General features: G+C 29.8%; 13 protein-coding genes. 5 read left to right on the top strand and 8 right to left on the bottom strand.

Features of this window, described 5'->3' with window-relative positions; all coding sequences use genetic code 11:
- Positions 1 to 8: 8 nt before the first annotated feature.
- Positions 9 to 773, bottom strand: a complete 765-nt coding sequence (locus AMN95_RS04395) for an SDR family NAD(P)-dependent oxidoreductase (protein WP_075522752.1) — start codon at positions 771 to 773, stop codon at positions 9 to 11.
- Between the two features lie 21 nt (positions 774 to 794).
- On the opposite strand from AMN95_RS04395, the gene AMN95_RS04400 reads away from it, so the two are divergent.
- The gene (locus AMN95_RS04400; protein ID WP_075522753.1) at positions 795 to 1262 is read left to right on the top strand and encodes a TspO/MBR family protein; all 468 of its coding nucleotides are present in this window, start codon (positions 795 to 797) and stop codon (positions 1260 to 1262) included.
- Positions 1262 to 2365 carry an NAD(P)/FAD-dependent oxidoreductase gene (locus tag AMN95_RS04405; RefSeq protein WP_075522754.1) on the top strand — a complete coding sequence of 368 codons (1104 nt, stop codon included), beginning with the start codon at positions 1262 to 1264 and terminating at the stop codon, positions 2363 to 2365. The genes AMN95_RS04400 and AMN95_RS04405 overlap by 1 nt, the downstream gene beginning before the upstream one ends.
- On the opposite strand, the gene AMN95_RS04410 is transcribed toward AMN95_RS04405, so the two are convergent.
- Genes AMN95_RS04410 through AMN95_RS04440 form a run of 7 tightly spaced genes read right to left on the bottom strand, consistent with a single transcriptional unit; the run spans position 2362 to position 10789 of the window.
- On the bottom strand, positions 2362 to 3168 hold the full coding sequence (locus tag AMN95_RS04410) for an FkbM family methyltransferase (protein ID WP_075522755.1): 807 nt from the start codon (positions 3166 to 3168) through the stop codon (positions 2362 to 2364). The two genes, AMN95_RS04405 and AMN95_RS04410, sit on opposite strands and share 4 nt — an antisense overlap.
- 9 nt (positions 3169 to 3177) lie before the next feature.
- Positions 3178 to 4626 (bottom strand): protein adenylyltransferase SelO, encoded by a 1449-nt coding sequence (locus tag AMN95_RS04415; protein WP_075522756.1) that lies wholly within the window; start codon positions 4624 to 4626, stop codon positions 3178 to 3180.
- Positions 4627 to 4631: 5 nt separating this feature from the next.
- Positions 4632 to 7400 carry a formate dehydrogenase subunit alpha gene (fdhF, locus tag AMN95_RS04420; RefSeq protein ID WP_075522757.1) on the bottom strand — a complete coding sequence of 923 codons (2769 nt, stop codon included), beginning with the start codon at positions 7398 to 7400 and terminating at the stop codon, positions 4632 to 4634.
- Positions 7400 to 9055, bottom strand: coding sequence for an NADH-ubiquinone oxidoreductase-F iron-sulfur binding region domain-containing protein (locus AMN95_RS04425; protein ID WP_075522758.1), 1656 nt, complete (start codon positions 9053 to 9055; stop codon positions 7400 to 7402). The genes fdhF and AMN95_RS04425 overlap by 1 nt, the downstream gene beginning before the upstream one ends.
- Positions 9056 to 9070: 15 nt before the next feature.
- Entirely contained in the window at positions 9071 to 9910 is an 840-nt protein-coding gene (gene fdhD / locus AMN95_RS04430) for a formate dehydrogenase accessory sulfurtransferase FdhD (protein ID WP_075522759.1), read from the bottom strand.
- A gap of 3 nt (positions 9911 to 9913) precedes the next feature.
- The gene (locus AMN95_RS04435) at positions 9914 to 10390 is read right to left on the bottom strand and encodes an HPP family protein (RefSeq protein ID WP_075522760.1); all 477 of its coding nucleotides are present in this window, start codon (positions 10388 to 10390) and stop codon (positions 9914 to 9916) included.
- On the bottom strand, positions 10391 to 10789 hold the full coding sequence (locus AMN95_RS04440) for an iron-sulfur cluster assembly scaffold protein (RefSeq protein ID WP_075522761.1): 399 nt from the start codon (positions 10787 to 10789) through the stop codon (positions 10391 to 10393).
- A 42-nt stretch (positions 10790 to 10831) separates the two neighbouring features.
- Here AMN95_RS04440 and AMN95_RS04445 point away from each other — a divergent pair, with 42 nt between their 5' ends.
- Genes AMN95_RS04445 through AMN95_RS04455 form a run of 3 tightly spaced genes read left to right on the top strand, consistent with a single transcriptional unit; the run spans position 10832 to position 13633 of the window.
- Entirely contained in the window at positions 10832 to 11443 is a 612-nt protein-coding gene (locus AMN95_RS04445) for a molybdenum cofactor guanylyltransferase (RefSeq protein WP_075522888.1), read from the top strand.
- Positions 11430 to 12677 carry a molybdopterin molybdotransferase MoeA gene (locus tag AMN95_RS04450; protein ID WP_075522762.1) on the top strand — a complete coding sequence of 416 codons (1248 nt, stop codon included), beginning with the start codon at positions 11430 to 11432 and terminating at the stop codon, positions 12675 to 12677. Before AMN95_RS04445 ends, AMN95_RS04450 begins: the two co-directional genes overlap by 14 nt.
- Before the next feature lie 50 nt (positions 12678 to 12727).
- Entirely contained in the window at positions 12728 to 13633 is a 906-nt protein-coding gene (locus AMN95_RS04455; protein WP_075522763.1) for a DMT family transporter, read from the top strand.

Consider the following 13633-nt stretch of genomic DNA (forward strand, 5'->3'; position numbering starts at 1 on the left):
AAGTATTATTAATTTCTTTTCATATATTTATTGCTAAATTTTATAAAACCAAAGTATATCCAATTTGGTAAAAGTTGTATAATTTTCATTAAAAATGTAAAAGCTTTAGGAAAATGTATTTCAAAATTATTTTTTTTTACTAAACCATTATAGATTTCATTTGCTGCAAATTCAGGGGATTTTATCATAGGCATTGGAAAATCATTTTTATCAGTCATTGGAGTTTTGATAAATCCTGGACTAATTAAATTTACATGGACATTTTTTTTCATCATATCAAAATTTAGGCTTTCAGTAAAACTTGTGAGTGCTGCCTTTGATGCACAATATGCACCTGCAGCTGGTAGTCCTCTGTAACCTGCAACAGATGATATAATAGAAATTTTACCCTCTTTTTTTTCAGAGAAATATTCGTAAATTGAATTTATAGAATTCATAGTTCCAAAATAATTAACTTCCATTATTTCTCTAATCTTATTAAGGTTGAATTGTTTTTCAGATTTGGGGTCATGAATACCAGTTCCAAAAACACAAATGTCAATCTTACCTAATTTATTAATGATTGAATTAGCAATTAATTTACACTGACCCATATCAGTTACGTCCAATACAAAAGGATGTATATTTTCATTTGAATTTTGAAGTTCCTTTAATAAGTTTTCACGTCTTGCTGATACCGCAACTATCCAACCATTTTCAGCAAATTTTAAGGCTAAAGCTTTTCCGATACCGCTGCTAGCTCCAGTAATCCAAATTACTTTTTTATCTTGCATAACCTGATGTATATTATGTTTATGTTAAAAAACAAAATTTTATCTTTTTTCATCTTTTTTATTATCACTTTTTCTGCATCATTTACTGGGGGTTTGGTCTCAATCAGCTTCAAGGAGCCGTGGTACTCAAGCCTGGTGAAATCAAGTATTAATCCACCAGATTGGATTTTTGCCCCTGTTTGGTCGGCTCTTTATATTATGATGGTATTAGCTATTTGGTTTTTTTGGCATAGTAAAAAAAAAGATTTAAACACAGTTTACATCTATTTTATTCATATATTTTTTAATACAACTTGGAGTATTGTTTTTTTTGGGCTACACCAAATATTTTTTGCTCTAATTATTTTAATCATTTTAATTATTTTAATAATCATCTTAATTATTAGGTTTAAACGTGTCAATTTTGTAAGTTATTTCCTTATGATTCCATATTTACTTTGGTGTTTCTATGCATTATTTCTTAACTATAACTTATTGGTTTTAAATTAATGGACGATGTTGTAATAGTTGGCGGTGGAATAATAGGCGCATCAACTGCATATTTTTTATCTAAAGAGGGAAGAAAAGTTAAAGTAATAGAGCGAGATCCAACATATAAAACAGCTTCTTTTCCGCTGTCACTTGGAGGCTTTAGAAGACAATTTTTTCAGAAAGAAAATATATTGTTAGGAAAATTCGCCAGAGAATTTATTTTTCAAATTCCAAATTTACTAAAAACTAATAAAAATCCCCATCCTACAGCGAGTATGGTGCCAAACGGATATTTGTTGATGTTCGGTCCTGAGCATGCTGAGGAGCAATATAAAGCTCTAGAAAATCATAAAGCATGCGATGCAGGAACTAAAAACATAAAAGGATTCGATTTAAATAAATTTTTTCCATATATAAATAAAGAAGGAATTGAAACTGCTACTTTCACAGACAACAAAAGTGAGGGTTGGATAGATCCTTTTTTATTTCATTCAGCTTTAAAAAGTAAGGCAGTTGAACAAGGAGCAGAATTTGTTAAAGGTGAAGTAAAATCATTATCAGAGATAAAAGCCAAAACAATAGTTTCTGCTGCAGGATGTTGGACAAAAGAATTATTAGAAGATATTCCAGTTGAACCTCAGAAACATACTGTTTTTAGAGTAAAGTGTCCAAAGCATATACCTGAAATGCCATTAACAGGAGATTTAACTACAGGAGTATATTGGAGGCCAGAGGGTAAAGAATATTTGGCTGGATCTCCAAAGTCCGTTTTCGACACTAAAGATCTTGAACCAGCATGGGATGATTTTGAGGAATTAGTTTGGCCTGCTTTAGCCAAAAGAATTCCAGCATTTGAGGAATTAAAATTAACAGGAGGATGGGCAGGATTTTATGATTGCAATAGATTAGATAATAATGCGGTCGTTGGAAAACATCCAAAATTTGAAAATGTTTATTTAGCTACAGGATTTACAGGCAGAGGTTTGATGCAAGCTCCAGGGATAGGACGTGCTCTTACAGAGTTAATTACTACTGGCTCTTATCAGTCAATTGATATTTCAAATATGGCAGTTGAAAGAGTTCTTGGAAAAAAAGCTAGACCTGAACCTTATGTGCTTTAGTATAGAAAATAATTTTTACTTGATCCAAATTTAATATTCTTTATCTCTAATTCTGTATCTTTTATTTTTTTTAAATTGTCATCGTGAAAATCGTATCCAATATTTTTGATATAACCAATTAATTCACTGACATTATATCCAAATTCAGGATATAAATAAGGTGCAATTTCTATAAAAATAATAGGCTTATTTTCTTTTAAATATTCAAACCCACTTTTAAGCACATCTAGTTCGTATCCATCAACATCGATTTTTATAAAGTCTACTTTTTCAATTCCTTTCATATTTATAAAATCATTAAGGGCAATATATGAATTCTCTCTCACTTCCATCAATTTTCCTTTATGTGTTTTGTGAACATCATCTTTGTCGTTCAGATTCCAACTTGACCAAACTTTTTTTGGTTTTTTTTGATTAGAAATAAACACTTGATTTAAATCAACTCTAGCTTTTATGTCAGAATTTAAAGATAAATTTTTCTCTAATTTTCTAAACGCATAATCTGTTGGTTCAATTGCGAAAATCTTACAATTTTTAAATGATTTTGCTAAGGGTAGGCTAACTGATCCTATGTTTGCTCCAATATCTAAAAAACAGAAATTAGATTGTTTTTTTAATATTTTTTCTAATTTGAGAATTTTTTTTTCAAATGTTCCAAATAGGAATATTGATAAATCTATTCCCTCATTTAGATCCAATAACCAAAAAATTTTATTACGTTTTACTTCTTGTATATTTGAAATAAAAAATCTTAAAAAAGAGGATAAAATTTTAGCAACAAATATCTTATATTTTGTCTTCATATCTAATTATCATGTGCCACAAAAAGTTTTATAGTTTTTATTTGATAGAGATGCAGCTTGATAATTGATAATATCCTTTTGTTCAAGATAAGGATTACTGAGAATTCCGATAATTTTTTTAGTTGAATCAAAATTACCTTTGTCAGCATCTTTTAAAGCATTTTCGACCATAATATTTCTAGGAATAACTAAAGGATTTACACTTCTCATTAGTTTTACACATTTTTCATAATTTTTGTTATTTAAAGAGTGTCTTTTCTGCCATCTTTCTTTCCAACTTTGAAAATCATCATCTTGAAATTTATCATTTTGATCAATTTCAAGACCCATTAAATGACAAAAAGTATTTGTATAATCTGTTTTTTTTTGATGCATCCAAGTAAGTAAATCTAGGATTAAAATTTTGTCATTATCCTCAGAACCAAATAAACCTAATTTATCTCTCATCATATTGAGCCATTTTTCCTCATATTTTTTTTCAAAAGAATTTAAAGTTTCAGTTGCTATTTCGATAGATTTATTTTGATCATTGTGTATTAACGGAATTAAACATTCTGCAAATCTTGTTAAATTCCATTTTGTAATTAAAGGTTGGTTACAGTAAGCATATCTTCCTAAATGATCAATTGAACTAAATACCGTTTTTGGATCATATGTATCCATAAAAGCACACGGACCATAATCAATAGTTTCACCTGATATACTCATATTATCAGTATTCATAACTCCATGAATAAAACCAACTCTCATCCAATTAACCACAAGATTGATTTGTTTTTCCATTACCACTTTTAAAAGATCTATAGCTTTGTTTTTGGAATTTTGAATATTAGGATAATGTCTTTGAATTACATAATTAAGTAAAATTTCTAATTCATTTTTTTTATCTCTTGCAGCAATATATTGAAAAGTTCCAACTCTTATATGACTTAAGGCTACTCTTGTAAGTATTGCTCCTTGCAAAGGTTTTTCTCTAACCACATCTTCACCTGTTTTGACAACAGCCAAACTTCTTGTTGTTGGAATATTTAGATTATGCATTGCTTCACTGATAATATATTCTCTTAACATTGGACCTAGTGCAGCTCTTCCATCACCATTTCTTGAGAATGTAGTTTTTCCTGAACCCTTAAATTGAATATCGTATCTATCCTTTTTTTTGGATAAATGTTCTCCAATTAAAACTGCTCTTCCATCCCCAAGCATAGTAAAGTGACCAAATTGATGACCCGCATAAGCTTGAGCAATACTATTACTTCCAGGTGGAAGAGAATTACCTGAAAACAATTCAGCGATTTTATTATTATCTATATTTGAAAAATCAAGATTCAATTCTTTAGAGAGATTTTTATTCAAAATAACTAATTCAGGATTTTTTACTGGGACAGGATCTATTTTTTCCCTAAATGGATCTGGTAATTTAGAATAAGTATTGTCAAAGCACCATCCAATGGTCATTAGATTTAACTTACTTCAGCTTGGTGTTCTTTTGGTTTTACTTTAGTTTTAAATTGATTTGAAATTTTTTGAACTTGGACTGATGAAACTTTATATTCTGCACACATAGTTTCCTCATCTTTTCCATGTCCTGTTACCATATTCACCATATGTTCTGGAAAATGGAATGTTGTAAAGACTATTCCCTCTTTTACTTTATCTGTAACTTCTACCTTAAGAGCAACTTCACCTCTACCTGAATATAATCTTCCAATATCTCCTGTATTTAAATCTCTGTCAGCTGCATCTTTAGGGTGGACTAACAAAATATCTTCATCAACAATATTAATGTTATTGGTTCTTCTTGTCATTGTTGCTGCATTATAATGTTGTAAAACACGGCTAGTTGTTAATATCAGTGGATAATCTTTTTGGTTATTGGTTATTTCAGTTGATTCTTTCCAATCAAAGCTCTTTAGACGACCTTTTCCTAATTTAAATTCATCCTTATGTAAAATTTGGGTATCTGTCCCATCTTCTTTGACTGGCCATTGTAATCCAAATTTCCCTAACCTTTCTCTTGTTATACCCTTGAAAAAAGGAACTATATCAGCAATTTCTGCAAGCATTTGATCAGCATCATAATCTGGTTGACTAAATCCAAGTTTTTGCATCATATCAGTTACAATTACACCATCAGGTTTTGTTCCTGGCAGTGGAGGAACAGCTCTATTAACTCTTTGTACTCTTCTTTCAGTGTTGGTAAAGGTTCCATCTTTTTCTAAAAATGTTGTTCCTGGTAAAACAACAGTTGCAAGTTTTGCTGTTTCACTCATAAATATTTCTTGTACCACTAATAATTCTAATGAATTCATTGCATCCACAACATGAGCGCTATTAGGATCAGTTTGAACAATATCCTCACCAATAATCCAAATTCCTTTAATTTCTTTTCTGATTGCTGCATCAAACATTTGAGGAATTTTTAATCCTGCTTTTGTTGGATGAGTAACACCATATTTTTCTGAATAAAATTTTTGATTTTTTTTATCTGATACTTCAAAATAACCAGCACCTTGATGTGGTTGACAACCCATATCAGCAGCTCCTTGAACATTGTTTTGACCTCTTAAAGGATTTACGCCAACACCTTTTCTTCCTATATTGCCAGTAATCATTGCGAGGTCAGCAATTAACATTACAGTTTTAGACCCTTGTTCATGCTCTGTTACTCCTAGACCATGAAACTCCATTGAATTTTTAGCAGTTGCATAAGCAATAGCTGCTTCTTTAACTAATTGTTTATCTACACCCGCAACTTTTGCTAAATGATCAACATCTTGTTTTTCAATTTCTTTCAAAAAATTATCAAAGCCTTCTGTTCTATCTCTTACAAAATCAGCGTTATATAATTTTGTTTTAATAATAAAGTGTAACATCATATTGAGCACTGCAACATTTGTTCCGGGTCTTAATTTAATATGATAGTCAGCTAATTTTGCTAATTCAGTTGTAATAGGATCTAAAACAATAAGCTTTTTACCTTTCATAACTTGCTGTTTAATCTTTGCTCCTGTAACAGGGTGTGCATTAGTTGGATTTGCTCCAATAACCAAAAATAAATCTGCATGGTAAATATCTTCAGTAGAATTAGTTGCAGCACCAGTCCCAAAAGTTTGCTGCATTCCCCACGCAGTGGGTGAATGACAAATTCTTGCGCAACAATCTACACTATTTGTTCCTACAGCTGCTCTTATCATTTTTTGAAAAACGTAATTTTCTTCGTTTGTGCATCTAGCTGATGAAATTCCAGCAAATGCATCTGGCCCATGATCTTTAATAATTCTTTGCATTTCTTTCTTAATAAAATCATAAGCTTCATCCCAGCTTGCTTCCTCAAATTTTCCATTTCTTTTTATTAGTGGCGTTTTTAACCTGTCAGGATGATCATAAAAACCAAAAGCATATCTTCCTTTAATACAAGTATGTCCGGCATTCACTTCCGTTTGTTTCGGAGTATCTATAGCTACAACTTTGTCGTTTTTAATTGATGCTTCTAAGTTGCAACCTACACCGCAATAAGAACAAGTAGTTCTTACTTTTTTATCTACAGCCGCAGATTTTGATTGAAACACATCAGATATTGCATCAGTTGGACATGTATGTGCACAAGCTCCACACGATACACATGATGAGTCTCCAAACATCATGTCATTATCAGTTGTTATTCTAGACTCAAACCCTCTTCCAGACATTGTAAGTACAAATGAACCTTGTATTTCATCACAAGCTCTTACACATCTTCCACAATTGATACAATTATCTAAATTCATTCTCATATAATCATGAGAAGTATCTCTTGGAATTCCTTTATGTTGTTTAGGATTATTATATCTGTGATCAGAAATACCTAAATCATTAGCCACAGTTTGAAGTTCACAGTTATTGTTAACTTCACAAGTACTACACTCCATCGGATGGTCAGTCAGAACTAATTCTACAATGTTTTTTCTCAAATTTTGGAGGTTTTCATTAGATGTAAAAATGTGTTGATTTTCAGCTACTGGAGTATGACAAGATGCAACTACTTTAGTTGGACCATCTTTTTCTAATGCCACCTCTACAGAGCAAACTCTACATGCACCATAGGGTGCAAGATTTGGATCATCACATAATGTTGGTACTTTTTTTTCCCCAACATAACTCTTTACAAATTTTAAAATAGATGAGTGGTTGGCACCAATTTCATATGGTTTGCCATCTATGTAGGCAATTTTTCTTTTTTCTGAACTCATTAATTATCTTTCACCATATCACTTTTCATTTCATCACCAAAATACTTTAAGATGTTCATAATGGGAGTTGGTATAGCTCCACAAAGGGCACATAAACAGCCTTTTTGCATGGTAATCAATAATTCATTGAGTAATTTAAGTGGAATTTTTGATGTTTTTTTCTTAGCTTGATCAAACATTTCCTTACCCCTATAAGAACCAAGCCTACCAGGAAAACATTTACCACATGATTCTTCCGCAGAAAATTCAAATAAATGATGAATATATTCTGTCATTGGAAAATCTTTAGGAATACTTACAACACTAGCGTGTCCTAACATAAATCCTTTTGAAGTGAATTCTTGAAAGTCTAAGTTTAAGCTTTCGATTTCAGTTATAGGCACCACACCTCCCAAAGGACCACCAATTTGAAATGCTTTTATTTCTTCTTTATAGCCACCACCAATTTCATTAAATATTTTTTTCATTGGCGTTCCCATGTCTATTTCATAAACCCCAGGTTTTTTAAAAAAACTATCCAAACAAACTAATTTTGTACCTGCAGATTTTTTATTCCCAATTGAAGAGAATTTTTCTGAGCCATTAATTAAAATACCAGTTGCGGCTGCTAAAGTTTCTACATTGTTTACTACTGTTGGTTTCTTATAAAGTCCTTCTGTAACAGGGAACGGTGGTCGAACATCTACTTCAGCTCTTCTTCCTTCGATTGATGCAATTAGAGCTGTTTCTTCTCCACAAATATATGCGCCCTGTCCAATACAAATTCCTAAATCAAATGAAAAATTTGTTCCTAAAATATTTTCACCTAACAAACCTAATTTTTTAAGTTCATTAATACTTCCATTTATAGCTTCAATAGATTTAGGATATTCACCTCTGATATATAAAACACCCTCATTACTTCCTATTACGTGCCCACATATGACCATTCCAAAAATTACTTTAAGAGGCTGATCCTCTAGTAAATATCTATCTGAGAAAGCTCCAGAATCTCCTTCATCAGCATTACAAATAACATATTTTTTATCTCCTTTTGCTTTGCTGCAAAAGTCCCATTTCATTCCTGTAGGAAAACCAGCACCACCTCGACCAGTTAAATTTGAATCTAGTAATGATTTGATAATTTCTTTTTTATCTACCTTAAGAAATTTACTTAATTGATCTTTAAATTGATTTGTAGTTGATAGTTTATCATCCATTAAGAAACTAGTTGTTGCGTAACTTTTTGAAAAAAATTTTTCTTGTTTAATATTTTCACCTTTTAAAATTTGATCTATTTTTTCTATATCTTTTCCCGCATAGTTTTCTCCGTCATAGTGAAATGCATGATTTTCATAACAGTGACCTAAACAGAACATTTCTCCAACTTTATCATCTCCTAATTTTTCTTTTAATTTATCTTTCAGCTTTTCTTGTGTTCCTGCACACATACACGCACTTCCGTTACAGACAAATGCTTTTTTTTCTCTATGAGAAGGTCTTAGAAATTCATAAAAACTCTCAGCACCATGTATAGTTGAAACACCTAAATTGTATTCTTTTGCTATATCTTTAATATTCTTAGGTGAGTCATTAAGAACATTTTCGGACATTTTTTTAAATAAATTGTCCTTTAATCCAATTCTTCCTGATAAGTTACTTATATTTTTTGACACCGCAAAATCCTTTATTTAATTTACAATAACTTTTTTGTTGTTTGTGTAAATATTAAAACTGTCTCTCTTTACGAAACCTATGAGGGTAATGTCAAATTTATTCGCTAAATCAACAGCTAGACTTGTTGGCGCACCAACCCCGATCATAATTCCAATATCTGTCATCAAAACCTTTTGAACTAACTCAAAATTTAATCTTCCTGAACAGGTAATAAATTGATTTTTAGGGTCGAATTGCTGATTAGTTAGCGCACAACCAACAAGTTTATCTAAAGCATTATGCCTACCAACATCCTCTCGAAGTGCCACCAATTCTCCGTTACTTTTAAAAAGCCCACTTGCATGAATTCCGCCAGTTTTACTAAACTCTGATTGGTTTTGTCTTAAGATATTCGGAGATTGAACAATAACCTCCTTGCTTATTTTTGGTTCTGAGGGATGAATTTTATTTTTTTTAATTATTTCTAATGCATCAAGGGAGGATTTTCCACAAACACCACAAGAGGAGTTGGTTAAAAAATCTCTCTTTATTTTTGAGATATTAACATTTTCTGCATTATCTAAAGTTGCTAATATTTTGTTTTGAATATTATATTGCCCAACTTTTTCTCCAAAACTTTTAATAGAATTTATTTCATTTAAATTTTGTATAATTTGCTCATTAAACAAAAAACCTTTGACAAGATCTTGATCATCTCCTGGGGTTCTCATTGTTATAGAGAGATTTTGATTTACCCATTTGTTATTTTCTTTAAATTTAAGAGAAATTTCTAATGGTTCCTCAACTGAAATTAAATCTTCAATATCTTCAAATTTGTTTGAGTTAAATTTTATAACTTTATATTTAGAATTCATAATTTATTTTAAAGGATAATTTTTTTTTAAAATATATTTGTTAATAATTATTGCTAAAAGCAAAATTATAATACACCCAAAAATAATGGGATTAATTAAATAATCATAAGATGCACTCCCAATGATAACTAATATAGGATTTCCACCTGCAGGTGGGTGAACAACATTAAAAAGTATCATTACAAAAACTCCTACACCAACAGCGATAGCAATATTTATATAAATTGGGAGTGGAATTAAATGCACAAAAATTACTCCTACTAGAGCCGTTGATAAATGTCCAAAGAAAACATTTTTGGGTTGAGCAAATGGACTTTCTGGAAAACCAAATAATAAGACCATTGATGATCCAAAAGATCCCGCTATAAAATATCCAAGTGTACTTTTATAAGTTAGTATTGTTAGGACACCTATAGTTAACGCAGAAAAAAAACCTGCTATTATAGCTTTTTGTAAAATTGATTTAGTAATTTTTATCATTTAAATATTTAACGCTTTCGCAATTGTTTTAAGAGGTAATAATAAACACTCTTTTCTAGATAAATTTTTTTTATTAAGAATTTCTTTAAAATCTTGCCATTGTTTTTCTAAACTTATTGCAACACCATCGAACAGGTATTCCCCAACAGAAATAAACTTTTTTATTTCGTCAATTTTTTTTTCTTTAATTTTTCTTGAAAGTAAACTTACTGAAGCTTGGCAATAAATACACGATTTACATTGATAGCCCATGTCTTTCACAATTTGATCTTTAACTACTAGGCTGATTTCCATTTCATCACCACATAATGGATTTTTATGTTTAGACTTATGTGTATAATTGTTAAGAACTTTACTATTTTCAGTATGTGATGCAATTTCTAAAATTTTTAAATCCATTTAATTTCTTTATTTCATTAATTAATGTTTTATATTTTAATAATGAATTTTAACAAAATTTTATCTGTAGTTCTAGCAGGAGGTAAGTCTAAACGCTTTGGTGAGGACAAATCACAAGCAAAATTAGCTGGAAAACTACTTATTGATTATATTTTATCTGAGTTAATTGATGAATTTAATGAAGTTTTGATTGTGACAAATAATTCAATCAAACATATGTACTCTGACAAAATAACTAAGATCACTGATGTAAAACAAAATCACGGACCTTTAGGTGGTATTTTTAGCGCAATGAAATGGGTAAAAGATAATAAAAAATCTTATAAATGGATTGCATCTTTTCCAGCAGATACACCTTTATTTAAAATAGATATTTTTAAAAATTTTTTAAATAAAATTAATGAGAAAGAAAGCGAGTTATTTTTTATGAAAACAGATAAAAAAAGACATAATATTTTTGGTTTATGGTCAATTGATTTGATTGATCAGTTAGAGAAGGACTTAGAAAATGGATCAAGAAAGGTTGAAAAATGGGCAAATAATATTGGAGTTAAAACAATAAATATGTCTTTTGAAAAAGATGACTCATTTTTTAATATAAATACAAAGGAAGAATTAGAGAAAGCAAAAAAAATTTTAGATGATCAGTTATAAATCTGCAAAAAAAATTTTAAAAAATACAAAGATTAGTATTAAAGATGAAGTCATTTCATTATCAAAATCACTAAATAGAGTTACATCAAAAGATATCTATTCCCAATCTGACCATCCCTCTGCTAATAATGCAGCCTTTGATGGTTTTGCTATAAATTCAAAAGATACAATCAGTTTAAAAAAAAAAATTCAAAAAAAATTTAAAATTATAGGATTAATTTCAGCTGGAAAAAAACCACTCAAAAGAAAAATCAAAAAGTTTCAAACAGTCGAAATAATGACTGGAGGAATTATTCCCAAACCTTTTAATACTATAATTCCAATTGAACAAATTAAATTTTATCCTAATAGAACAAATCCAAAATCGATTATTATTGATAAAAGAATTAACAAATATGATTATGTTCGTTTTCAAGGTTCTGATTACAAAAAAAAACAATTAGTTATAAAAAAAGGAACGATTATTCAATCCAACCATATTCTAGCTTTAAAAACATTAGGTATCGCAAATATAAAAGTAAAAAAAAAATTAAATATCGTTTTTTTTGCTACTGGCAATGAAATTTCGAATCTTAGCAAGATTCCAAAATGGAAGGTCAGAAATTCAAATACTTATTTTATTGAAAGTTTAAAAAAAAACTTTTTATTTGATTTTAAAAAAGGTCAGATTTTAAGAGACCACCATCAAAATAAATTTAAATCTAAACTTTACAAAATATTAAAATCAAAATTTGATATTATTATTACATCAGGTGCTGTTTCTGCAGGAAAATTTGATTACATTCCAGAGGTGGTTAAACTTTTTAAAACTTCTAGTTATTTTAAAGGTGTTAAGATAAGGCCAGGGAAACCAATTCTGTTTGCCAAGATAAATAATAAAGCAATATTTGGTTTACCAGGAAACCCAATATCATCAGCAGCTTGTTTTAGATTTTTTGTTTATCCTTACATAGAAAATTTATTAAATTTATCTAGGGAAAAACCAGTAAAAGCTGTTTTGAGTAATAACTTCAAAAAAAAGAAAAATTTTACACGTTTTATAAAAAGCAAGCTTAGTACAACTAATAATGGTAAAATCAATGTCAAGTTATTACCTGGCCAAGAGTCCTTCAGAGTAAGATCTTTTGTTGAGTCTAATGCTTGGGCAATTCTCCCAAGTGGGAAATCAAAATTTAAAAAAGGTCAAATTATTGATTGTTTTTTCCCCAATCATTCAAATAAATTTTTAGATTAAAGAGCTCTAATTTTGTTGTAGTTATAATTTTTTGAATTAATCTTCTTAAGATGATTGAATTAAAAAATCCAAAAATTGCAATTCCTGTTGTTATGTTCGCGGGTATTTTATGGTCATTTGGACCTTTAGTTGTGAGGTACATGGATAACCCAAATTTAGTTCCATGGCAGTATATTTTTGGAAGAGGACTAACAATATTTATTATTCTAAATCTTTATTTGTATTTTGAAGAAGGTCTAAAATTTTGGAAAAACTATCTTAAGATAGGTAAATCAGGAATTTTAGGCGGTTGTGGTTTAGGTATTGCTATGATTTCTTTTATCTATTCAATAACAAACACCACTGCGGCAGTAACTTTGTTATGTCTAGCCGCTATGCCTTTTTTTACAGCACTTTTAGCATTTATTTTTCTAAAAGAACAAATATCTTTAAATGTTTGGATTTCTATTATCGTCGCTACTATAGGAATTGTGATAATGGCTTTTGGAAACAAAGAAGAAAATTCACTTGTTGGATTAATTTTTGGAATTACATCTTCAATAGGATTTTCTATTTTTTCCGTAACTTTGAGATGGAAAAAAGATACTCCTAAATTCACAACTGTTGCTTTTGCAGGATTATTTTGTCTTGTAACTGCTACAATTATAATTTTTTTGAAAGGACAAGTTTTTTTTTCATCCAGTTATAACGGAACTCTATTTTCTATACATGGAACTTTAGTTTGTCTTGGATTAATTTTGTATTCTATAGGTTCAAAAGCAATACCAGCTGCAGAACTTACTTTGCTTTCACTGACTGAGGTAATTGGGGGGATTTTTTGGGTATGGTTACCTTTATTCGGAATAAATGAAATACCAGATACTAATACAATAATTGGGGGCTTCTTTTTGTTTATATCATTATTTTATTATAGCTTGATAATGAAATGGAATAAAAGATATATCGGTTTAAATTAA

Source organism: Candidatus Pelagibacter communis (assembly GCF_001180185.1).
Lineage (GTDB): Bacteria > Pseudomonadota > Alphaproteobacteria > Pelagibacterales > Pelagibacteraceae > Pelagibacter > Pelagibacter ubique_F.

Bases quoted from the DNA above. Each gene is read 5' to 3' on its own strand.
- AMN95_RS04405 (WP_075522754.1), top strand. From the start codon at position 1,262: ATGGACGATGTTGTAATAGTTGGCGGTGGAATAATAGGCGCATCAACT.
- AMN95_RS04450 (WP_075522762.1), top strand. From the start codon at position 11,430: ATGATCAGTTATAAATCTGCAAAAAAAATTTTAAAAAATACAAAGATT.
- AMN95_RS04400 (WP_075522753.1), top strand. From the start codon at position 795: ATGTTAAAAAACAAAATTTTATCTTTTTTCATCTTTTTTATTATCACT.
- AMN95_RS04435 (WP_075522760.1), bottom strand. From the start codon at position 10,390: ATGATAAAAATTACTAAATCAATTTTACAAAAAGCTATAATAGCAGGT.
- AMN95_RS04455 (WP_075522763.1), top strand. From the start codon at position 12,728: ATGATTGAATTAAAAAATCCAAAAATTGCAATTCCTGTTGTTATGTTC.
- AMN95_RS04415 (WP_075522756.1), bottom strand. From the start codon at position 4,626: ATGACCATTGGATGGTGCTTTGACAATACTTATTCTAAATTACCAGAT.
- fdhF (WP_075522757.1), bottom strand. From the start codon at position 7,400: ATGAGTTCAGAAAAAAGAAAAATTGCCTACATAGATGGCAAACCATAT.
- AMN95_RS04440 (WP_075522761.1), bottom strand. From the start codon at position 10,789: ATGGATTTAAAAATTTTAGAAATTGCATCACATACTGAAAATAGTAAA.
- AMN95_RS04445 (WP_075522888.1), top strand. From the start codon at position 10,832: ATGAATTTTAACAAAATTTTATCTGTAGTTCTAGCAGGAGGTAAGTCT.
- fdhD (WP_075522759.1), bottom strand. From the start codon at position 9,910: ATGAATTCTAAATATAAAGTTATAAAATTTAACTCAAACAAATTTGAA.
- AMN95_RS04410 (WP_075522755.1), bottom strand. From the start codon at position 3,168: ATGAAGACAAAATATAAGATATTTGTTGCTAAAATTTTATCCTCTTTT.
- AMN95_RS04395 (WP_075522752.1), bottom strand. From the start codon at position 773: ATGCAAGATAAAAAAGTAATTTGGATTACTGGAGCTAGCAGCGGTATC.